Origin of the sequence: Plantibacter sp. CFBP 8798, assembly GCF_014841195.1 — a bacterium.
Classification (GTDB): domain Bacteria; phylum Actinomycetota; class Actinomycetes; order Actinomycetales; family Microbacteriaceae; genus Plantibacter; species Plantibacter auratus.
In genome coordinates, this window is sequence record NZ_JACYTS010000002.1 from 84,991 (window position 1) to 105,693 (window position 20,703).

Annotated in this window: 20 protein-coding genes; 8 read left to right on the top strand and 12 right to left on the bottom strand. The window is 69.1% G+C overall.

What is annotated here, in order from left to right; translation table 11 throughout:
- Positions 1 to 3: 3 nt before the first annotated feature.
- From IFU30_RS07500 to IFU30_RS07530, 7 genes are all read right to left on the bottom strand, one after another.
- On the bottom strand, positions 4 to 1,506 hold the full coding sequence (locus IFU30_RS07500) for an MFS transporter (RefSeq protein ID WP_342450822.1): 1,503 nt from the start codon (positions 1,504 to 1,506) through the stop codon (positions 4 to 6).
- A gap of 114 nt (positions 1,507 to 1,620) precedes the next feature.
- On the bottom strand, positions 1,621 to 2,403 hold the full coding sequence (locus IFU30_RS07505) for an ABC transporter ATP-binding protein (RefSeq protein ID WP_192004847.1): 783 nt from the start codon (positions 2,401 to 2,403) through the stop codon (positions 1,621 to 1,623).
- Entirely contained in the window at positions 2,400 to 3,221 is an 822-nt protein-coding gene (locus tag IFU30_RS07510) for an ATP-binding cassette domain-containing protein (protein ID WP_192004848.1), read from the bottom strand. The genes IFU30_RS07505 and IFU30_RS07510 overlap by 4 nt, the downstream gene beginning before the upstream one ends.
- Entirely contained in the window at positions 3,218 to 4,084 is an 867-nt protein-coding gene (locus IFU30_RS07515) for an ABC transporter permease (RefSeq protein ID WP_192004849.1), read from the bottom strand. Before IFU30_RS07515 ends, IFU30_RS07510 begins: the two co-directional genes overlap by 4 nt.
- Positions 4,081 to 5,049 (bottom strand): ABC transporter permease, encoded by a 969-nt coding sequence (locus IFU30_RS07520; protein WP_079706032.1) that lies wholly within the window; start codon positions 5,047 to 5,049, stop codon positions 4,081 to 4,083. Before IFU30_RS07520 ends, IFU30_RS07515 begins: the two co-directional genes overlap by 4 nt.
- Positions 5,050 to 5,111: 62 nt before the next feature.
- Positions 5,112 to 6,605, bottom strand: a complete 1,494-nt coding sequence (locus IFU30_RS07525; protein ID WP_192004850.1) for an ABC transporter substrate-binding protein — start codon at positions 6,603 to 6,605, stop codon at positions 5,112 to 5,114.
- Positions 6,606 to 6,663: 58 nt separating this feature from the next.
- A complete protein-coding gene (locus IFU30_RS07530) occupies positions 6,664 to 7,428 on the bottom strand; it encodes a DUF1684 domain-containing protein (RefSeq protein WP_192004851.1) in 765 nt (254 codons plus the stop codon).
- Between the two features lie 150 nt (positions 7,429 to 7,578).
- Between IFU30_RS07530 and IFU30_RS07535 the strand changes: the two genes are divergently transcribed.
- Entirely contained in the window at positions 7,579 to 8,043 is a 465-nt protein-coding gene (locus tag IFU30_RS07535) for a GNAT family N-acetyltransferase (RefSeq protein ID WP_086473201.1), read from the top strand.
- Here IFU30_RS07535 and IFU30_RS07540 read toward each other — a convergent pair.
- The 3 genes from IFU30_RS07540 to IFU30_RS07550 all read right to left on the bottom strand — a co-directional run bounded on the left by IFU30_RS07540 (position 8,040) and on the right by IFU30_RS07550 (position 9,822).
- Entirely contained in the window at positions 8,040 to 8,786 is a 747-nt protein-coding gene (locus IFU30_RS07540) for a GTP pyrophosphokinase (RefSeq protein ID WP_082916274.1), read from the bottom strand. The two genes, IFU30_RS07535 and IFU30_RS07540, sit on opposite strands and share 4 nt — an antisense overlap.
- A gap of 111 nt (positions 8,787 to 8,897) precedes the next feature.
- Entirely contained in the window at positions 8,898 to 9,353 is a 456-nt protein-coding gene (locus tag IFU30_RS07545) for a VanZ family protein (protein WP_192004852.1), read from the bottom strand.
- Between the two features lie 97 nt (positions 9,354 to 9,450).
- Complete coding sequence (locus IFU30_RS07550) at positions 9,451 to 9,822, bottom strand: RNA-binding S4 domain-containing protein (protein ID WP_192004853.1); 372 nt, start codon at positions 9,820 to 9,822, stop codon at positions 9,451 to 9,453.
- Positions 9,823 to 9,860: 38 nt separating this feature from the next.
- Here IFU30_RS07550 and IFU30_RS07555 point away from each other — a divergent pair, with 38 nt between their 5' ends.
- From IFU30_RS07555 to IFU30_RS07570, 4 genes are all read left to right on the top strand, one after another.
- Positions 9,861 to 10,559: a CDP-alcohol phosphatidyltransferase family protein gene (locus IFU30_RS07555; RefSeq protein WP_079706026.1), complete on the top strand. Its 699-nt coding sequence runs from the start codon at positions 9,861 to 9,863 to the stop codon at positions 10,557 to 10,559.
- A complete protein-coding gene (locus tag IFU30_RS20865) occupies positions 10,552 to 11,073 on the top strand; it encodes an FHA domain-containing protein (RefSeq protein ID WP_086473205.1) in 522 nt (173 codons plus the stop codon). Before IFU30_RS07555 ends, IFU30_RS20865 begins: the two co-directional genes overlap by 8 nt.
- A complete protein-coding gene (ftsR, locus tag IFU30_RS07565; RefSeq protein WP_079706024.1) occupies positions 11,073 to 11,777 on the top strand; it encodes a transcriptional regulator FtsR in 705 nt (234 codons plus the stop codon). The genes IFU30_RS20865 and ftsR overlap by 1 nt, the downstream gene beginning before the upstream one ends.
- A gap of 202 nt (positions 11,778 to 11,979) precedes the next feature.
- On the top strand, positions 11,980 to 12,528 hold the full coding sequence (locus tag IFU30_RS07570) for a MerR family transcriptional regulator (RefSeq protein ID WP_064297014.1): 549 nt from the start codon (positions 11,980 to 11,982) through the stop codon (positions 12,526 to 12,528).
- Positions 12,529 to 12,741: 213 nt separating this feature from the next.
- Here IFU30_RS07570 and IFU30_RS07575 read toward each other — a convergent pair whose 3' ends face one another.
- Complete coding sequence (locus tag IFU30_RS07575; RefSeq protein ID WP_079002579.1) at positions 12,742 to 13,608, bottom strand: ParA family protein; 867 nt, start codon at positions 13,606 to 13,608, stop codon at positions 12,742 to 12,744.
- A 73-nt stretch (positions 13,609 to 13,681) separates the two neighbouring features.
- Here IFU30_RS07575 and IFU30_RS07580 point away from each other — a divergent pair, with 73 nt between their 5' ends.
- Together IFU30_RS07580 and IFU30_RS07585 are read left to right on the top strand one after the other, a co-directional pair.
- On the top strand, positions 13,682 to 17,089 hold the full coding sequence (locus IFU30_RS07580; RefSeq protein ID WP_192004854.1) for a pyruvate carboxylase: 3,408 nt from the start codon (positions 13,682 to 13,684) through the stop codon (positions 17,087 to 17,089).
- A gap of 89 nt (positions 17,090 to 17,178) precedes the next feature.
- The gene (locus IFU30_RS07585; RefSeq protein ID WP_064297012.1) at positions 17,179 to 17,670 is read left to right on the top strand and encodes a peptide deformylase; all 492 of its coding nucleotides are present in this window, start codon (positions 17,179 to 17,181) and stop codon (positions 17,668 to 17,670) included.
- 54 nt (positions 17,671 to 17,724) lie between these two features.
- Here the strand turns inward: IFU30_RS07585 and IFU30_RS07590 are convergent, their stop codons facing one another.
- Positions 17,725 to 19,554 carry an AMP-dependent synthetase/ligase gene (locus tag IFU30_RS07590; protein ID WP_071260288.1) on the bottom strand — a complete coding sequence of 610 codons (1,830 nt, stop codon included), beginning with the start codon at positions 19,552 to 19,554 and terminating at the stop codon, positions 17,725 to 17,727.
- Between the two features lie 187 nt (positions 19,555 to 19,741).
- Here IFU30_RS07590 and IFU30_RS07595 point away from each other — a divergent pair, with 187 nt between their 5' ends.
- The gene (locus IFU30_RS07595) at positions 19,742 to 20,695 is read left to right on the top strand and encodes an ROK family glucokinase (RefSeq protein WP_192004855.1); all 954 of its coding nucleotides are present in this window, start codon (positions 19,742 to 19,744) and stop codon (positions 20,693 to 20,695) included.
- Positions 20,696 to 20,703: the final 8 nt, after the last annotated feature.

The window sequence follows — 20,703 nt, forward strand, 5'->3', positions numbered from 1 at the left end:
CCATCAGCCCTCGTGGAGGCTGGAGCGGGTGTCCTTGGCCAGGTGCCGCGGCAGCAGGATCGTGCAGACGAGTCCGACGACGGCTGCTGCAGCGCAGATCGCGAAGCTCAGACGGAAGGCGTCCGCACTGGGTGTCGTGACAGCTCCGTCGGTGACGACCTGGGAGGCCAGGATGGCGCCGATCACCGCACTCGCGATCGTGGAACCGAGCGTCCGCATCACGGAGTTGAGTCCGTTGGACGCCGCCGTCTCGCTGGGCGGGACGGCACCCATGATGAGCGTCGGCATGGCGGCGTAGGCGAACCCCACCCCGAAGCCGACCGCGGTGGCCGTGAGCACGGTGTGCCAGACCTGGGTCATGAGTCCGATCGCGATCGCGTAGCCGACCGCGATGATCGTGATGCCGATCAGCAGGCTCAACCGTGCGCCCTTGGCCGCGGTCAGTCGAGCGGCGACCGGCGACATCGCCCACATGATGAGACCGCTGGGCATGAGGCAGAGGCTCGCGATGAGCATGTTCTGCCCGAGACCGACCCCGGTGCCGACCGGCGCCTCGAGGATGCCCGGGAGGACGACCGTGCTGCCGAAGAAGGCGAAGCCGACCGTGATGGATGCGAGGTTCGTGAAGAGCACCGTCCGCCTGGCGGCGATGCGCAGGTCGACGAGCGGGCTGGAGGACCGTACCTCGAACCACCCCCAGAGCAGGAGCACGACGACGCCGCCGATCAAGCAGCTGAGGGTCCCGACGCTCGTCCAACCCCACTCGTTGCCTTTCGAGACGGCGAGGAGGATCGGGACGAGGCCGGCGGCGAGACCGATCGCGCCGATCCAGTCGAAACCGCCTTCGCTCCGGAGGGTGCTCACCGGGACGAAGCGCGCGACGAGGACGAAGCCGATGAGCCCGAGTGCACCCGCGACCCAGAACAGCACATGCCAGTCCAGGTACTGCGAGATCACGGCGGAGATCGGGAGACCGACGGCACCACCGATGCCGAGGGTGGCACTCACGAGCGCGACCGCGGGGCCGAGCCGCTTCGCGTGGAGCACGTCGCGCAGGATGCTGATGCCGAGCGGGATCACGCCCATCGCCATCCCCTGGAGGGCACGGGCGACGATGAGCGGGACGATCGTGGACGAGAAGGCGGCGAGCACCGATCCGGCCATCATGATCCCGAGCAGGATGAGCACCATCCGTCGTTTGCCGTAGAGGTCGCCGAGCCGACCGGCGATCGGGGTCGCGACCGCGGCCGACAGGAGCGTGGCCGTCACGACCCACATGCTGTCGGAGGCGTGCACGCCGAGGATCGTGGGAAGCGTCGGCACGAGTGGGGTGACGAGCGTCATCATGAACGCCGCGACGAGACCGGTGAACGCGAGGCTCGTGACGACCGCCCGCTCCGGAAGTGGTTTGCGGAGTGCCGCCCGCTCCTCGTCGCTGAGCCAGGGGCGCTCGGCCCCAGGCTGGTCCTCGTCGTGGTCGTCGGGCTGCGCTGAATCCTGCGTCACGGGTCCTGTTCCTGTGGAGAGTCGATGCGGCCGAGGCCACTCGGAGTCGAACACCGTCCGCCGGCGCCGTATTCCCGGCTCGGCCGGGCCGATGGCGTCGGCCTCGTCGTCGACTCAGCGCGGGAGGCGGGGGATCGCCGCGATGAGCTGCTTCGTGTAGGCCTCGGCGGGATCGTGGAGGACCTGCGCGGTGGCGCCGGCCTCGACGACCTGCCCGTGTCGGAGGACCATCGTGCGTTCACACAGCGCGGCCACCGTGCCGAGGTCGTGCGAGACCATCACGAGCGCCAGACCGTTCGAGGCCCGCAGCTCGGCGAGGAGCTCGATGATCTGGATCCGGGTGCTCATGTCGAGGGCACTGACGGGCTCGTCGGCGAGGAGGAGCCGGGGGTTCGGGACGATCGCGCGGGCGATGGCGATCCGCTGCCGCTGGCCGCCCGAGAACTCGTGCGGGAACCGCGACGCCGCGTCGGCGGGCAGTCCCACCGCCTCGAGTACCTCGGTCGCGCGGACGGTCGCCTGCTCGGTGGTCGCCAGACGGAGGGATCGCAGCGGTTCGGCAACGATGCGCCCGATGCGCTGCCGAGGATCGAGCGAGGAGTACGGATCCTGGAAGACGGCCTGCACCGATGCGCGGAACCGACGGACCCGTGTCCGATCGCGGGGGTCCAGTGCGCCACCGTCGAACCGGACCGAGCCCGTGGTCGGCCGGTCGAGGCCGAGCAGCAGCCGGAGGAGGGTGCTCTTACCGGCGCCGGACTGACCGACGATCCCGACGGCCTCTCCTGCGCCGACGGCCAGCGACACGTCGGCCAGGGCCTCCTGACCGCCGCGGTACCGGAAACCGACCGCATCCAGCTCGAGGATCGGCGTCGTCGTGATCGGTGCATCGGTCATCGTGGGTCCTCCAGCGCGTCGTCGAGCGCGCGTGCGCTGGTGACCAGACGACGGGTGTCCTCGTGCTGCGGTGCCTTCAGCACCTGCGCCACCGCGCCGCGTTCCACGGCCCGACCCTCGCTCAGCACGACGACCTCGTCGACCATGGTCGACACGACGGCGAGGTCGTGACTGATGAACAGGAGCGCCATGCCGCGTTCCCGGACGAGCCGGTCGATGAGCGCGAGCACCTCCGCCTGGACGGTCACGTCGAGCGCCGTCGTCGGCTCGTCCGCGATGAGGAGCTGCGGGCGACCGGCGAGCGCGATGGCGATGGCGATGCGCTGCCGCTGCCCGCCGGACAGCTCGTGGGGGTAGGAGGCGGCGATGCGCGCAGTGTCGGTGAGGGACACCTCGACGAGGGCTGCTTCGACGGCCTCCTTGAGCCGTTCGCCCCGGAGTCCCAGATGGCGACGCAGGGGCTCGGCGAGCTGGGCGCCGACCCGCATGAGCGGGTCGAGTGCGGTCAGCGGCTCCTGGAAGACGAGTCCGGCAACCCGACCGCGGAGTGGCCGCAGCGCGCGGTCCGGGGCACCGATCACCTGGGTGCCGGCCAGTTCGACGCTGCCGCTCGCGCTCAGCTGTTCGCCGAGCAGCCCGATCACCGCGAGGGAGGTCAAGGACTTCCCGGACCCGGAACCGCCGATGAGTCCGAGGCGACCCCCGGCGGCGATGGTCAGGTCCAGCCCGTCGAGGAGCGGCTGGTCAGCGCCGTCGGGAGCACCGCGCCGGACGCCTCGGGTGATGGTCAGGCCGGAGATGTCGAGGAGATCGTTCATGCGCCGCGCCTCCTCGTCGGATCGCCGAGGTCCCGCAGGCCGTCCGCGATGAAGTTCACGCCCACCACGAGCATCACCACGGCGACACCCGGAGCGATCGCGCCGATCGGTGCCGTCGTGACGGTGGCCTGGGCCTCCTGCAGCAGTCGCCCCCAGGAGGCGTTCGGCGGCGGCGCGCCGAGGCCGAGGTACGACAGGCTCGCTTCGGCGAGGACGGCGATGCCGAACTGCAGCGCGAGGTTGACGCTCAGGGTGGGCCAGATGTTCGGGAGCACATGCTGGCCGATGACACCGGCCCAGCTCGTCCCGGCAGTCCTGGCCGCGACCACGTACTGCTCGCTGAGGACCCGCTTCGTGAGGATCCGGGTCAGGCGGGCCACGATGGCCGACATGGCGAGTCCGATCGCGATGATGGCGGTGCCGAGTGACGCGCCCTGGGCTGCCACGATGAGCATGGCGAGCAGGAGCACCGGGAAGGCGATCACGACGTCGAGCGCGGCGGAGATCGTGTCGTCCAGCCAGGCCGACGCGAAGGCCGCAGCGAGTCCCACGGCGATACCGATGACCGCGCCGACCGCGACGGCCCCGGCGCCGGTCGCGAGCGCGATGCGCGCGCCGATCATGAGCTGGGTCATCAGGTCGCGACCGAGCTTGTCCGTACCGAGCCAGTGGGTGCCGGTCGGGCCTTCGAGACGACCGCCGGAGGTGTCCGTGGGGGCGAAGGGCAACCACACGAGCGAGACGGCCGCCAGGACGGCGATGACGCCGACGAGGACGAGTCCGACGGTCAGCGTCGCGGACCGGGCGCGGCGCCGCACCGGGCGTCGGTCGGCGAGCGCGGTCTGGGCGTCGACGGCGCTCATCGGAGCCCGTTCCCCGAGATCGAGGTGCGCAGACGCGGATCGATGAGCCGCTGCGCGATGTCGGCGACGAAGCCCGTCAGGAGGACGACGAGGGTCGAGACGAGGAGGATGCCCTGGATGTTCGGGTAGTCGTGCTGCTGGATCGCCGTCAGGAGCATCGACCCGAGGCCGGGCAGACTGAAGACGCTCTCGACCACGACGGCGCCGAGGAAGGTGGTGGCGAGCTCGATGCCGAGGATCGCCACGACGGGCACCGCCGCGTTCCGGGCGCCGTGTCGGAGCAGGGCCTCACCGAAGCCGGCTCCCTGCGCCCGTGCGGAGCGCAGATAGTCGCTCCCGACCACGTCGAGCGTGGCGGAGCGGACGTATCGGGTGATCGACGCACTCATGACGATGGCGATGGTGATGACCGGGAGGGCGAGGCTCGTGAGTGCCGCGGCAGGATCTGCCCAGTCGTCGCGAGGGAAGCCGCCGGACGGGAACAGTCGGAGCGTCACCGCGAACACGCTGACGAGCAGGATGCCGACCCAGAACACCGGCACGGCGATCCCGAGCTGCGAGAGGCCGGACAACGCGATGCCGTACCAGCGGTCGGCCCGGAGTGCGGACACGACACCGGCCACGAGGGCGAGCACCACGGCGAGGAGGAACGCGAGGAGCGTCAGCGGCACGGTGACCTGGAGGCGCGACGCGATCTCGGGTCCGACCGGGAGCGAGCTCACGAACGAGGAACCGAGGTCGAGGGTGAGGACGCCGCCGAACCAGGCGGCGAACTGCTCGCCGAGCGGCCGGTCGGCTCCCACCTGCTCGCGCGCCGCGTCGATCTGCTCCTGCGTGGCGTTCACCGAGAGCAGGGCGTTCGACGGGTCGCCCGGCAGCAGCCGGAGCAGCACGAACAGCACCGTCATGGCGACGAGGAACGACACCACGAGGAACGCGGATCGGCGCAGCAGGTAAGCGAGCATGGTGGACCTCAGCGTAGCGAGGCCCGGGCCGACCGGGCGGTGCCGGTCGGCCCGGGCGACGACTACTTGCGGACGATGTCCGCCACGAAGAACTGCGAGTTCAGGCCGTTGACGCCGTACCCCGAGACGTCGCTCGCGGCGACGACGATCTGCGGGTAGAGGTAGAGCCACACGCTCGCCGCGTCCTCGGCGATCTGCTCGTTGACGAGCTTCAGCTTCGCCGTCTGCTCCTCGGTGGTCGTCGCCTGCTCGGCCTCCGACACCCACTGGGTCACCTCGGGGTTATCGTAGCCCCAGTAGAAGTCCGGGTTGCCGTACCAGACGACGTCGCGGTCGTTCACGTGCTCCTGGAGGGTCGCCTGGAAGTCGCGTTCCTTGAACACCTTCGAGTACCACTCGTCCGCGCTGATCGTGTTGATCTCGACCGTGATGCCGACCTTCGCGAGTTCACTCTGGAGGAACTCGGCGACGGCCGGGTGCGGGTCGTAGCTCGGGGTGTCGAGGGTGAAGGTGAAGCCGTCGGCGAAGCCCGCTTCGGCGAGCTCCTGCTTGGCGAGCTCGGGGTCGTACGGGTTCACCTGCGTGAGGTCCTCGTACCAGGGGTCCGTCGGTGGCACCATCGACCCGATGAGCGTGCCGTAGTCGCCCCAGATGGACGAGAGCAGCTTCTTGGTGTCGATCGCGGAGTACACCGCCTTGCGGACGAGCGCCTGGTCGAACGGGGCGACCCGGTCGTTGAAGGCGAGCAGCTCCTTCGTCGTGGAGTCGCCGTCGGAGACGACGTAGTCCGCGTTGTCGGTGAACTGGCTCAGCTGGTCGGGGCTCTGCACGCTCGTGATGATGTCGATCTGCTTGGTGACGAGCGCATTGCTGAGCGCGGTCGCGTCGGTGAAGTAGGTGAAGACCACCTCCGCGTTCTTGGCGGGCTCACCCCAATAGTCGTCCCAGCGCTCGAGGCTCAGGGTGCTGCCGCGCTTCCAGTCGCCGAGCGTGTACGGACCCGTGCCGTCCTCGGTGGTCTTGAGGTCCTTCGCCGCGTCGTTGACGATCCAGACGTAGCTCAGGTTGTAGATGAAGGAGATGGAGCGCTCGGAGAGGGTGATCACGACCGTCTTGTCGTCGGGGGTCGCGATGTCGGAGATCACCGCGAAGCTGCTCTTCCGCGCCGACTGCGAGTCCTCGGCGGTCACGGCTTCGATGCTCGACTTCACGTCCGCCGAGGTGAGCGGGTCGCCGGAGTGGAAGGTGACGCCGTCCTTGAGGGTGAAGGTGTACGTCAGGCCGTCGTCGCTCACCGTGCTGTCGGCGGCGAGCACCGGTTCGACCTCACCGTCGTCCGTGAGGCGGTACAGGCCCTCGTACACGTTGCCGGTGAAGGCCTCCGTGACGCCCTGGCCGCCGCCGCCGGTGTTGCTGAGGTTCTGCGGCTCGTAGAGCGAGCCGACGGCGATGGTCGCGTCGTCGCCCGTCGCCGAGCTGCCACCACCACCCGCGCAGCCGGCGAGGGCGACGGCGGCGGCGACGGACAGGGCGACGAGCCCGATGGTTCTCTTCACGGATACTCCTGTGGTGTGGGGGGTGATGATGCTGGTGCAGGCTGTGGGGTGCTGGGGGTCAGACGGTGTAGAGGTCGAAGCCCTCGCGGAACCGGACGATCCGTTCTCCGGCGAGGACGTCTCCGGCGAACCGGTTCTGCGGCGGCGGCATCGGACAGTTGTACTGCACGGAGAAGCCGCAGGGCGGCACGAACGCGCGGTTGAAGTCGAGGACGACCTCGCCCGCCGTGCCGAAGCCTCCGTCGTCGGTCCGCTGCACGAACAGGAACCGGCCGGCGCCGTAGGTGCCCGACTCGTCATCTCGGCCGTTCGTCGCGTCGCCGAACACGAGGAGGAGCGTGCCGCCGTCGTCGAAGGCGCTCATCGTGTACTCGACGCCGTCCCGAGTGAACGCGATGTCGCCGGGGACGACGAGCTCCCGTGATCCTCCGTTGTCTCGGATGTGCTCGAACGGCACGGTCCGCGAGCCGTCGACCGGCGTGAACCGCGCCGTCTGGACCCACGCGGCGTCGTACGGGAAGACCTCGATGCCGTCGAACGCGCGGATGGCGGGTGCGTTCGCGTCCCATCGGCGGATGCCGACCTCGTCCTGGCCCGTGTCGAGGTGGGTGCGGCGGAGCGTCGTCACCGTCACGCCGCTCGGCTGCTCGGCGGCGATGGCGGCTGCGGCTGCATCGACGGTGGCCGGCGTCTCCTCCGCGAGCCACCGCGTCTCGACGAGGGCGAGGTTGCCGAGTGGCGCGGTCACGGCGGCTCGACGGTCGTCGCGCCAGGCGTCGTGCTCGGCGATCGCGTTCGGCTGCGGGGCGGTGTGGATCGGCATGTCTCGATTCTCCGGATGACGACGGGCGGGTCCCAATCGTGTGTCCTTCGGAGTCCAGCTCGTTTCGGGCGCGAACTATTCCCGAGCCCGGCGACGACCCTGCGCGGGACGGCGAGCGACCGGGTCGCGACGGTCTGGGAGGATGTCCTCATGAACGCCACGCTCGTCCGCATGCCCGCCGATCGACTGCGGGGGTGGATGCTCGCCGCGAACGCGCAGTACCGCCTCGAACGCATCGAGGCGGGGGAGACCGAGGCAGAGGCGACGGCGAAGGCTGCACAGTCCCTCGCCGAGACGTTCCCGGCCGGCCGACTCCAGGTCGGACACCTCGTCTTCGAGGTGGTCCTCGACGAAGCCGCAGTCGGCGTGCTCTGGATCGGACCGCGGAGCACGAGCCACCCGGACGAGTGGTGGGTCTGGGACGTGGAGATCGACGAGTCGTTCCGCGGGCGTGGGCTCGGCCGGCAGGCCATGCAGCTCGCCGAGACGGCGGCCAAGGAGCAGGGCGCGAAGACGCTCGGGCTGAACGTCTTCGGATTCAACCGGATCGCGCGCGGCCTGTACGAGTCGCTCGGCTACGAGACGATGGCCGTGCAGATGCGCAAGGCGCTCTAACGCGGGTCCAGCCCGTCGATCAGCTCGGTCATGACCCGGTCGGCGAGTGACGGAGGCTTCGGGTGCCCGTCGGCGGTGGTCCGCGAGGTCGTCGCCCGGTCGAGCGCGAGGACCTCACCGTGGAGGTGCTCCATCTTCGCGTCGAGCCTGGAGGCAGCCTCGGCGGCGTGCTTGAGCTCGGCGAGCAGGCTGTCCGGCACGGCCTTGTCGTACTTGTAGTAGATCTTGTGTTCGAGGCTCGCCCAGAAGTCCATGGCGATCGTCCGGAACTGGATCTCGACGGGCACCTGCACGACGCCGTCGGACATGAACACCGGAACCTCGACGATCACGTGGAGGCTCTGGTACCCGTTCGGCTTCGGGTTCGCGATGTAGTCCTTGACCTTCACCACGGTGATGTCCTGCTGGCTCGTCAGGAGTTCGAACACCTTGTACGTGTCGGAGATGAAGCTGCAGGTGACGCGGATGCCCGCGATGTCCGTGATGTGTTCGCGGATGTCGTCGATGTCCTGCCCGTACTGCTTGCGCTCGATCTTGCCGATGATGCTCTCCGGCGACTTCAACCGCGAGCTGATGTGCTCGATCGGGTTGTAGTCGTGGATCTGCGTGAACTCCTCCTTGAGGATGTTGAGCTTCGTGGTGATCTCGTCGATGCCGAACTTGTACAGCATCATGAACCGCGTGAACTCGTCCTTGAGGCGCTTCAGCTCCTCGAGGTTGTCCGACGACGTTGGTCCGGTCATGGGCGTGCGCTCCAGCTCTGTCTCCGACGGGCCGACGGCCCGCTCGCACTCTACTGAAGCGGCCTTGGAACGTCTCTCAGCCTCCTGTGAATCAGGACCGTCGCGAGCAGTTCAGTGCTGCAGGGCCGCGCGGCGACGTGACGAGGCCTGGAGCCGGCGGGCGCGCCCGGCGGTCAGCATCAGGCCGAGGACGACCCCGGCGACGGCCCCCGACGTGTTCGCGAGGAGGTCGCGGGGATCGCTCACGCGTCCGGGGATCGCGAGTTGCGCGGCCTCGATGCCGACCGTCAGCGTGGCTGCGACGAGGATGGCGAGCCACCAGCGCCGTCGTCCGAGCAGGAGCAGGAAGAAGACGCCGATCGGGACGAACATGGCGATGTTCGCGCCGAATTCGAGGCGCTCGTAGGTGACCCACGCCGTCGACTCCCACCGGGCGAGGATGTCGACGAGTCGGTAGACGAGGGACTCGGTCCTGCCGTCGAAGGGCCGTGGGCCGAGGGTGACGGCCGCCACGAGCGCGAGGTACACCACGGTGAGGGTGCTGAGCACGGGATGGCGGCGGAACATCGGCCCAGCATGCCCGAGTCACCTTGGCGGCGCTTGAGTGTTCCCTGGGCGCGGTCGATGCGTCGCCGATGAGGCCGGTCGGGTCGTCAGCAGCGCGTCAGCGCCCTCGCAACCGCTCGATGTCGCGTCGTTCACGCTTCGTCGGTCGACCGGCGCCCCGGTCTCGGACGGCCACGACCTGCCGTTCCGTCGGCGTCGGCAGCGGGGGAGAGCGGTCGATGAGACATTCCGCCGCGACGTCCGCCCCGACCCGTTTCGCGATGAGGCGTCGGACCTCCACGACCCGGTCGAAGCCCGCCACGCGGAGTCGGACCTCGTCGCCGATCCTGACGGCCTGTGCCGGCTTCGCCCGCTCGCCGTTGACCCGGACGTGGCCGGCTCGGCAGGCGGTCGCGCCGGCCGAGCGGGTCTTCGTCAGCCGCACCGCCCAGATCCATGCGTCGACGCGCACGCTCGACGGGCTGTCCATCCTCCGATGGTAGAGCAGCCCATCGGTAGACTCGACCCGTGACTGACGGGGCGGGGCGCGGGGTTCGACGGACCGGTGAAGACCGCGTCGTCACCCTCCCCAATGCGCTCAGCGTCTTCCGGATCCTCCTCGTCCCGGTCTTCCTGATCCTCCTCGTGCAGGGGCAGGACCTGTTGGCTCTCGCGACGCTCGCGTTCTCGGGCGTCACCGACCTCCTCGACGGGTGGATCGCGCGACGGTTCGACCAGATGACGAAGCTCGGTCGACAACTGGATCCGGCCGCCGATCGCCTCTACATCCTCGCAGCGTTGATCGGTCTCGCGGCCCGCGGACTCATCCCGTGGTGGTTGCTCATCGTCGTCTTCGCCCGCGACCTGCTGCTCGTCGGGCTCGCCGTCGTCCTGCACCGGTCCGGTACGGGCGTGCTCCCGGTCATCCGCGTGGGGAAGTGGGGCACGGCACTCCTGTTCATCGGGCTCCCGGTCCTCATGCTCGGTCAGGCGTTCCCAGCCGTCGCGATGATCGCGACGCCGCTCGGTTGGGTGTCGGTGATCGCCGGAGCGACGCTCTACTGGTGGGCCGGCATCCTCTACCTGCTGCAGACCGTGCGCATCTCGGGGGATGCCCGTTCGAAGCAGCGGGAACGGGCCCGATCCGACGGATCACCCTCGACCGGGCGGCTCGACAGTGACGCCACATCGGATACGCTTGACGGAGAGGAGGTCGACGGTGGCTGAGCACGATGAGAAGTATCCCGCGACCGGGGCGTACACGCCGGGAGCCGTCGATGACGGTGCCCCGACGAGCGGCTCGGGCGATCGGGAAGTCGACACGACACTCACCTTCGGTGAAGACCTCGGAGCGGCCCTCGCGGCGATCGACTCCGACGTCACCGCTGAGGAGCACGAGGCGATCGCGGCCCTGCCGTCCGGTTCAGCGCTGCTGATCGTCCGTCGTGGTCCGAACGCCGGTGCGCGGTTCCTCCTCGACGCCGACGTCACCACCGTCGGACGTCACCCCGAGGCCGACATCTTCCTCGACGACGTCACGGTGTCGCGTCGGCACACCGAGTTCCACCGTCACGGGACCGCGTTCGAGATCCGCGATCTCAACTCCCTGAACGGCACGTACTTCGACGGTGTCCGCATCGACAAGGCGATCCTGCGCGACGCCGCCGAGGTGCAGATCGGCAAGTTCCGCCTCACCTTCTACGCGTCGCGGATCGACCTCGCCTCCCAGCTGGGAAGCTAGTGGCGGCAGCCAGCGCGAACGCGCGAAGCGACGGTGCTCCGCTGCTGAGCATCGGGCAGGTCCTCGCACGCCTCACTCCGGAGTTCCCCGAGCTGAGCAATTCGAAGCTCCGGTTCCTCGAGGAGCAGGGGCTGGTGTCCCCGGCACGGACGAAGTCGGGGTACCGGAAGTTCTCGAGCGATGACCTCGAACGCCTGCGGCTGATCCTGTCGATGCAGCGAGATCACTACTTCCCCCTCAAGGTCATCCGCACCTACCTCGTCGAGGTCGACGCGGGACGGTCGCCGCTGTTCCCTGGCAGTGGGCAAGCCGTCGGCGCGCCGTCGATCCATCCCGGGGTCCGCAGGTTCTCGAGGAACGAATTGATCCGCGAAGCCGGCGCTACCCCGATGCTCTTCAACGACGCCGTGAGCGCGTCGCTGATCCTGCCCGCCGAGAACTACGGCGAGGACGTCGCGTCCCTCCTGCGGATCCTCGTGGAGCTGCAGCGCTCCGGCATCGAACCACGGCACCTCCGCGGGTTCCGCGCCTCGATCGAGCGCGAGGTCGGGCTCATCGAGAGCGCGTTGAGCGCCGTCGCCAAGCGGAACGACGCCGCCGGCCGGGCACGTACTGCCGACCGGGCGCTGGAGATCGCCGCACAGCTCGAGGGTGTGCGGTCGAACCTCGTCCGCTCGGCACTCGAGCGACACCAATCCTCCTGATCGACCTCCCAGGGCGTAGACTGCCCTCATCCATCACGGCCAGGTCACAGTTCGATCACTCGTCACGACACGCCGTCCGTTTCGAACGGATGTCGCAGCGTTGACCGGGGCGGATCGGTAGCGTGGTGGGAGTGGTCAAGCCGGCTCGACGCCCCCGTCGAGACCGTACCGACCGTGCAGCGAACATCGAGGAGAAGCAGACATGAGTGAACTCAGTCGCGACGGGGCGTCACGGTACGGTGACCTCGGGCTGCTGTTCACCGACGGGCTTCCAGAACTCGAAGAGGGCCAGGGCTACCGCGGAGCGGTCGCCGCCCGTGCAGCCGGCATCAGCTACCGCCAGCTCGACTACTGGGCCCGGACGGGTCTGGTCGAGCCCACCGTCCGCGGTGCATCCGGATCCGGAACGCAGCGTCTCTACGGCTTCCGCGACATCCTCGTCCTCAAGCTCGTCAAGCGCCTGCTTGACACGGGCATCTCCCTGCAGCAGATCCGCACGGCAGTCGACCAGCTCCGCGAAGCGGGCATCGTCGACCTCGCCCAGACCACGCTCATGAGCGACGGCGCCAGTGTCTACCTCTGCACCTCGAACGACGAGGTCATCGACCTCGTCAGCCGCGGACAGGGCGTCTTCGGCATCGCCGTCGGCAAGGTGCTGCGCGAGGTGGAGTCCACGCTCATCGAGTTCGACGCACAGTCGGCCGACCCCATGGACGAGCTCGCAGCACGTCGCTCCGCTCGCAGCGCCTGACCCGAGCCGAAGGCGCCGGTCCCTGAGTCTGTCGAAGGGCTCACCGACGCGCGCCACACGTTCCCTGAGCGCGCATCCCGGGGTACTGGGTGCTCCTGCCGGTCCTGGAGCTCCGGCCGGTCCATGAGCGCGCCTGCCGGTCCCTGAGCCTGTCGAAGGGCGACCCGAGCGAGCGCCTGGTCCGTGAGCCGACCGAACGGTCTCGCCGCGACCTCAGCTGTCGGTGGAGGGTGCCTCGACGGCAGCGGGACTCGTGACGGCAGCCGGCTCCGGGGGAGCGCCGTCGGCGTACTCGCCGACGCGGCCCGTGCGCAGCACGCGGTCGAGGAGCGAGTCGAAGTTCTTCGCCATCTCCTGCGCCGTGTCACCCGGCCACACGTGGACGGGCTTGGCGGCACCCTGAGCCTGCTGGAGTGACGTGCGCTCCAGCAGCTGCGGGTTGAGGATGAGGGGACCGAACATGTCGCGCAGTTCCTTGATGCGGAACTGGTGCTCCATCGACTGCGGACGCACCCGGTTGACGATGATGCCGAGCGGCTGCAGCCGGGGGCTCAGCCCACGACGGATCTCCTCGACGGCGCGGAGGGCGCGGTCGGCTGCGGAGACCGAGAACAGGCCCGGCTCCGTGACGACGGCGACGCGATCGCTCGCCGCCCAGGCGGTGCGGGTGAGCGCGTTGAGCGAGGGGGCGCTGTCGATGAGGACGAGGTCGTACTCCTCCTCGACGTGCGCGAGTGCCTCTTCCAGGCGCCAGATGTCGCGGATGCTGGGGTGCGGGCCGTCGAAGTTGATCGCAGACGGGCTGCCGATCATGACGTCCATCTTGCCCGGGTGGATCTTCGTCCAGCCGCTCGCCACGATCGCCTGCTCGACGATCTTCTTCTTCGGCGAGGTCAGCACATCCGTCACCGTGAGGTGCCCTGCGACGTCGACGGCCATGCCGGTCGAGACGTCGGATTGGGGGTCGAGATCCACGACCAGCGTGCGGATGTCCTTCGAGAACGCGGCGGAAGCCAGGCCAAGGGTGACGGTGGTCTTGCCGACGCCCCCCTTCAGGGAGCTAACGCTGAGTACATGCACAAGGCTCAACGTTACCGTGACTAGGCTAGGGAATCTCAACGTTTGCTGAGTTGGCTGTTGTGGGAAGGGTTCCATGTTCAGGAAGATTCTTGTCGCCAATCGCGGAGAGATCGCCATCCGGGCGTTCCGTGCCGCGTACGAGCTGGGGGCGAAGACGGTTGCGGTGTTCCCCTATGAGGACCGCAACTCGATGCATCGGCTGAAGGCCGATGAGGCTTACCAGATCGGCACGGAGGGTCATCCGGTGCGCGCCTACCTCGACGTCTCGGAGATCATCCGCGTCGCGAAGGAGTCGGGCGCCGACGCGATCTACCCCGGGTACGGCTTCCTCTCCGAGAATCCGGAACTGGCCGAGGCCGCTCGAGCCGCCGGCATCACCTTCATCGGTCCGCCGTCCTCCGTCCTGGAGATGGCCGGCAACAAGGTGACCGCCAAGGAGCACGCCATCGCGGCCGGAGTCCCGGTCCTGAAGTCCACGCCGGCCAGCCGCGATATCGAAGAGTTGCTCGCCGGTGCCGCCGACATCGGGTTCCCGATCTTCGCGAAGGCGGTCGCCGGCGGTGGTGGACGAGGCATGCGCCGCGTCGACAACGCCGAGGACCTCCGCGGCGCCCTCGAGGCCGCCATGCGCGAGGCGGACAGCGCCTTCGGCGACCCGACGATGTTCCTCGAGCAGGCCGTCGTCCGCCCCCGGCACATCGAGGTCCAGATCCTGGCGAGCGCCGACGGCGAGACCATCCACCTCTTCGAGCGCGACTGCTCGGTGCAGCGCCGACACCAGAAGGTCGTCGAGATCGCGCCGGCCCCGAACCTCGACGAGGACACCCGTCAGGCCATGTACCGCGATGCCATCGCGTTCGCCAAGTCGATCGGCTACGTCAACGCCGGGACGGTCGAGTTCCTCCTCGACACCGCGGGGGAGCGGGCCGGACAGCACGTGTTCATCGAGATGAACCCGCGCATCCAGGTCGAGCACACCGTGACCGAGGAGGTCACCGACGTCGACCTCGTCCAGTCGCAGATGCGCATCGCCGCCGGCGAGTCGCTCGGCGACCTCGGCCTCACGCAGGAGTCCCTGCACCTCCGCGGCTTCGCACTCCAGTGCCGCATCACCACCGAGGACCCCACGGCCGGCTTCCGTCCAGACACCGGGAAGATCACGACCTACCGCTCTCCGGGCGGCGGCGGCATCCGACTCGACGGCGGCACGGTCGCCTCCGGTGCACAGATCAGCCCCCACTTCGACTCGATGCTCGCGAAGCTCACCTGCCGCGGGCGCACGTTCGAGGCGGCCGTCACGCGAGCCAAGCGCGCCCTCGCCGAGTTCCGCATCCGCGGCGTCTCCACGAACATCCCCTTCCTGCAGGCGGTCCTCGAGGACGCCTCGTTCGTGGCCGGCGACCTCAGCACCTCCTTCATCGACGAGCGTCCGCAGCTCCTCCGCGGGCACGTCTCGAAGGACCGCGGGACGAAGATCGTCAACTGGCTCGCCGACGTCACGGTCAACCAGCCCAACGGGTCGCGTCCGTCCGGCGCGGACCCGGTCGACAAGCTGCCCGCGATCGACATCACCACCGACGCCCCGGCCGGCTCGCGCCAGCGACTGCTCGAGCTCGGCCCGAAGGGCTTCGCCGACGCCCTCCGCGCCCAGACCGCCCTCGCCGTGACCGAGACCACCTTCCGCGACGCCCACCAGTCGCTCCTGGCCACGCGCGTCCGGACGAAGGACCTCCTCGCGGTCGCACCGTTCGTCTCCCGGCTCACCCCCGAACTGCTGTCCGTCGAGGCCTGGGGTGGCGCGACATACGACGTGGCCCTCCGCTTCCTCGGTGAGGAGCCGTGGGAGCGACTGGCCTCGCTGCGTCAGGCGATGCCGAACATCGCGATCCAGATGCTGCTGCGCGGCCGGAACACCGTCGGCTACACGCCGTATCCCACGGAGGTGACGAACGCCTTCGTGCGGGAGGCCGCCGACACCGGGATCGACATCTTCCGGATCTTCGACGCCCTCAACGACGTGTCGCAGATGCGCCCCGCCATCGATGCGGTCCTGGAGACGGGGACGACCGTCGCGGAGGTCGCCGTCTGCTACACCGGTGACCTGCTGAACCCGGCCGAGGACCTCTACACCCTCGACTACTACCTCCGTCTCGCCGAGAAGATCGTCGAGTCCGGTGCCCACGTGCTCGCCATCAAGGACATGGCGGGGCTCCTCCGTCCGTCCGCGGCGGCCAAGCTCGTCGCGGCGTTCCGCGAGCGGTTCGACCTGCCGGTCCACGTGCACACGCACGACACCCCCGGTGGACAGTTGGCGACCCTCCTCGCGGCGAGCAACGCGGGCGCCGACGCCGTCGATGTCGCGAGCGCGCCGATGGCCGGCACGACGAGTCAGCCGTCCGCGTCCTCGCTGGTCGCCGCGCTGGCCCACACGGAGCGCGACACCGGCATCTCCCTGCAGGGGATCGCCGACCTCGAGCCCTACTGGGAGGCCGTCCGCGCGATGTACCGGCCGTTCGAGTCAGGACTCGCGGGCCCGACCGGTCGCGTGTACACGCACGAGATCCCGGGCGGTCAGCTGTCGAACCTCCGCCAGCAGGCGATCGCCCTGGGACTCGCAGACCACTTCGAGCTCATCGAGGACATGTACGCGGCCTCCAACAAGATCCTCGGTCGGGTGCCCAAGGTGACCCCGTCGAGCAAGGTCGTCGGCGACCTCGCGCTCCACCTCGCCGCCGTCAAGGCGGACCCGGTCGACTTCGAGGCCAACCCCGACAAGTACGACGTCCCGGACTCCGTCGTGGGGTTCATGGCGGGCGAACTCGGGGAACTCCCGGGCGGATGGCCAGAGCCGTTCCGCTCGAAGGTCCTCGCCGGTCGTTCGGTCGACATCGGGATCACGCCGATCTCCGCTGAAGATCAGGCCTCGCTCGACGGCGAGTCCGCCGAGCGCCGCTCGACCCTCAACCGGTTGTTGTTCCCGGCGCCGACCAAGCAGTTCGAGCAGCAGCGCGACCTGTACGGCGACCTCTCCGTCGTCGACACCGCCGACTACCTGTACGGCCTCGAGCCGGGCATGGAGCACGTCGTCGAGATCGACAAGGGCGTCCGGCTGTTCGTCGGGCTCGAAGCGATCGGTGCGGCCGACGAGAAGGGCATGCGCACCGTCATGGCGACCCTCAACGGTCAGTTGCGACCGGTGTTCGTCCGCGACCGCAGCATCGAGGTCGACTCCCGCGCTGCCGAGAAGGCCGACACCTCCGTCCCCGGCCAGGTGGCCGCGCCGTTCTCCGGCGTCGTGACCGTCAAGGTCGCCGTCGGCGACCGCGTCGAGGCGGGCCAGCCGGTCGCCTCGATCGAGGCCATGAAGATGGAGGCGGCGATCACGACCGCCGTCGCCGGCATCGTCGAGCGCCTCGCCATCCCGGCGACCCAGCAGGTCGAGGCGGGCGACCTGCTCGTCGTCGTGAAGCCGAGCGCCTGACCCTCCCGAGACCGGCCGCGTCCCTCCTCGAGGCGACGCGGCCGGTCTCCGCGTCCACCACACCTGTCCCGCCCGGAAGGATCCAACCCGTGACGACACGACCCATCAGACACTTCGGTGACCCGGTCCTGAAGGCTCCGACGGCCGAGGTCGTCACGATCGACGACGACATCCGCAGCCTCGTCCGCGATCTCGTGGACAGCGTGGAGCTCCCCGGTCGTGCCGGCGTCGCCGCCACGCAGATCGGCGTCGGACTCCGCGTGTTCAGCTACAACGTCGACGGCGTCATCGGGTACCTCATCAACCCGAAGCTCGTCGAGGTGCGCGGTGAACTCGAGGAGATCGGCGAGGGCTGCCTGTCGGTGCCCGGACTCTGGTTCCCGACGCCGCGCCATCCCTACGCGCGTGCCGTCGGCATCGACCTCGACGGGCAGGAGCTCGTCGTCGAGGGTGAAGGACTCCTCGCCCAGGCCCTGCAGCACGAGACCGACCATCTCGACGGCATGCTCTACCTCGACCGGCTGTCGAAGGAGCACCGCCGCGAGGCGATGAAGCAGGTCCGCGAGAGCGACTGGTTCTAGACGCCGGTCGACGGGCCCGGCGGTCGTCGACCGACCGCCGAGCCCGTCGAGGCGCTACTTCAGGGACATCCCCTGGGTCTCGGGCGAACCCGCTCCGAGGTACATGCCCTCGATCGTCTCCGCGAAGTCCTTGAGGATCACGTTCCGCTTGATGCTGAGCTTCGGCGTGAGGTGACCGCTCGCCTCCGTGAGCTCGTCGTCGAGGATGACGAACTTGCGGATCGACTCCGCGCGGGACACCTTGGTGTTGGCCTCGTCGATGGCGCGCTGGACGGCGGCGAGCACTGCGGGGTTCCGAGCAGCCTCGGCGGCGCTCATCGACGCGTCCTGGCCGTTGTTGGCGAGCCATGACGGCAGCATCTCGGTGTCGAGCGTGATGAGGGCGCTGATGAACGGCTTCTGATCGCCGACGACGACGACCTGTCCGACGACCGGGGTCGCGCGGATCGGGTCCTCGAGCGCCGCCGGGGCGACGTTCTTCCCGCCGGCGGTGACGATGATCTCCTTCTTCCGCCCGGTGATCGTGAGGAAGCCGTCGGCGTCGAAGGACCCGATGTCGCCGGTGCGGAACCAGCCGTCGTCGAAGGCCTCCGCCGTGGCCTCGGGGTTCTGCCAGTACTCCTTGAAGACGTTGATCCCGCGCACCTCGACCTCGCCGTCGTCGGCGATGCGGAGCGAAACGCCGGGGAGTGCCGGTCCGACCGTCCCGATCTTCGACTTCTGGGCGAGGTTGACCGTTGCAGGCGCGGTGGTCTCGGTGAGGCCGTAGCCCTCGAGGATCACGATGCCGAGCGCGTGGAAGAAGTGACCGAGTCGCGGACCGAGTGGAGCGCTGCCGGAGACCGCGTACCGCACCCGGCCGCCCATGGCCGTGCGGATCTTCGACAGCACGAGGCGGTCGAGGACCCGGAACTTCACCTTCAGGCCGAACGGCACCGAACCGCTCTCGAGGGCCTTCGAGTAGGCGATCCCGGTCTCGGCGGCCGCACGGAAGATCTTGCCCTTGCCGCCGGCCTCGGCCTTCTGCTCGGAGGAGTTGTAGACCTTCTCGAAGACCCGGGGGACCGCGAGGAGGAACGTCGGCTTGAAGGTGCCGAGCGAGGGGAGCAGCTGCTTCGTGTCCGGCTGGTGGCCTGTCTTCACGCCGGAGTGCACGCACAGCACGGCGATGAAGCGCGCGAAGATGTGCGCCGTCGTGATGAAGAGGAGGGTGGAGGCGCCGGGAGCGGACACGACGTCCTTGAGTGCGACGGCCGAGTTCCGCGACAATTCGACGAAGTTCGAGTGGGTGAGGACGCAGCCCTTCGGCCGGCCGGTCGAGCCGGAGGTGTAGATGAGGGTCGCCATGTCGGAACCCACCGCGAGGTTGCGGCGGCGTTCGATCTCCTCGTCGGGGACGTCGACGCCGGCGGCCGCGATCTTGTCGAGGTCTCCGAGGTCGATCTGCCAGACCCGTGCCACATCGGGGAGGTCGCCGTGCACCTCGTCGAAGCGGGCGAACTGGTCGGGCGTCTCGACCAGCACGCTCGTCGCTCCCGAGTCGCTGAGGATCCACTGCACCTGGCTCGGCGAGCTGGTCTCGTAGATCGGGACGAGGAGTGCTCCGGCGAACCACACGGCGAAGTCGATGAGGGTCCACTCGTATCGGGTCTTGCACATGAGCCCGATCTTGTCGCCGGGTTCGATCCCCGCGGCGACGAGCCCCTTCGCCAGGGCGACGACCTGGGCGTGGAACTCGGCGGTGGTCACGTCCACCCACTCCGACCCGCGGGGAACGGCGAACAGTGCGGCGTCGGGCGCAGCAGCCAGGCGCTTCACGAGCAGATCGGTCGCATTGGCGGATGGGTCTGCTGCGACGACTGCAGGGACGTCGAACTGTTCCACGGCAACTCCTTCGGTACCAGGTCGGCAAGATGTGGCTCCATCCTAGAGCACGGGTGTTTGCGCGGTTTCTGTGGCGCGCAGACGCTCAGTAGACTCGACTGCGGCGCGCGGGCGACCGACTCGACTGACGGTCGGTCACACGCCGCTGCCGGTATCGGCGACATCAGGACAGGGAGACGGCACCGTTATGGCAAACGCGATCGGCATCGACATCGGCGGGACGAAGATCGCGGGCGGGGTCGTCGACGACGACGGCCGGATCCTCGCGGCCGGGCGCACGCCGACGAAGGCCTCCGATCCCGACGCCATCATCAACGACGTCGTCGCCATGGTCCGATCCTTGGACGACGGCAGCATCTCGAGCGTCGGCGTCGCCGCCCCCGGGTTCTTCGACGCCACGCGCTCGACCGTCTACTACTCGCCGAACATCGCCTGGCGGAACGAACCCCTGCAGGCCCGGCTGGCCGCGCGCTTGCCCGACAAGGTCGTGACCATCGAGAACGACGCGAACGCCGCGGGTTGGGCCGAGTTCCGGTTCGGTGCGGGGCGCGAGGAACGCAGCATGGTCATGGTGACGATCGGCACGGGTGTCGGCGGAGCGATCGTCCTCGACGACCGGCTCCTCACCGGTGGCTTCGGCAGCGGTGCGGAACTGGGACACATGCGCCTCATCCCGGACGGTCTGCCCTGCGGCTGCGGCGCGCGTGGCTGCGTCGAGCAGTACTGCTCGGGGAACGCGTTGCTCCGACTCGCGAACGAGGCAGCGGACGCCGGTGGCGACGGTGCCGCCCTCGCCCGAGCCCGGGTGGCGGCCGGCGGGCTGCTGAACGGACACCACGTCTCCGCCCTGCTCGAGTCCGGTGATCCCGGCGCCCTCCGGTGCCTCAACGAGCTCGCCGACCTGCTGGGGCAGGCCCTTGCGAGCATGTCGGCCATCCTCGACCCCAACATCTTCGTGATCGGCGGCGGCGTCGCCCAGGCCGGCGACCTCCTCCTGGACCCCGTTCGTGAGGCGTTCCTGACGCACCTCCCGGCGCGCGGGTTCCACCCGGAGCCGTCCTTCAGCATCGCGCAGCTCGTGAACGACGCCGGTGTCATCGGCGCCGGCGATCTCGCCAGGAGCGCCCTCGTCCTCGGCTGACGACGACG

Coding starts and splice junctions, on each gene's coding strand:
- IFU30_RS07510 (WP_192004848.1), bottom strand. CDS start 3,221: ATGAACGATCTCCTCGACATCTCCGGCCTGACCATCACCCGAGGCGTC.
- IFU30_RS07570 (WP_064297014.1), top strand. CDS start 11,980: ATGAGTGAACTCAGTCGCGACGGGGCGTCACGGTACGGTGACCTCGGG.
- IFU30_RS07530 (WP_192004851.1), bottom strand. CDS start 7,428: ATGCCGATCCACACCGCCCCGCAGCCGAACGCGATCGCCGAGCACGAC.
- IFU30_RS07535 (WP_086473201.1), top strand. CDS start 7,579: ATGAACGCCACGCTCGTCCGCATGCCCGCCGATCGACTGCGGGGGTGG.
- IFU30_RS07545 (WP_192004852.1), bottom strand. CDS start 9,353: ATGTTCCGCCGCCATCCCGTGCTCAGCACCCTCACCGTGGTGTACCTC.
- IFU30_RS07595 (WP_192004855.1), top strand. CDS start 19,742: ATGGCAAACGCGATCGGCATCGACATCGGCGGGACGAAGATCGCGGGC.
- IFU30_RS07580 (WP_192004854.1), top strand. CDS start 13,682: ATGTTCAGGAAGATTCTTGTCGCCAATCGCGGAGAGATCGCCATCCGG.
- IFU30_RS07550 (WP_192004853.1), bottom strand. CDS start 9,822: ATGGACAGCCCGTCGAGCGTGCGCGTCGACGCATGGATCTGGGCGGTG.
- IFU30_RS07505 (WP_192004847.1), bottom strand. CDS start 2,403: ATGACCGATGCACCGATCACGACGACGCCGATCCTCGAGCTGGATGCG.
- IFU30_RS07520 (WP_079706032.1), bottom strand. CDS start 5,049: ATGCTCGCTTACCTGCTGCGCCGATCCGCGTTCCTCGTGGTGTCGTTC.
- IFU30_RS07540 (WP_082916274.1), bottom strand. CDS start 8,786: ATGACCGGACCAACGTCGTCGGACAACCTCGAGGAGCTGAAGCGCCTC.
- IFU30_RS07515 (WP_192004849.1), bottom strand. CDS start 4,084: ATGAGCGCCGTCGACGCCCAGACCGCGCTCGCCGACCGACGCCCGGTG.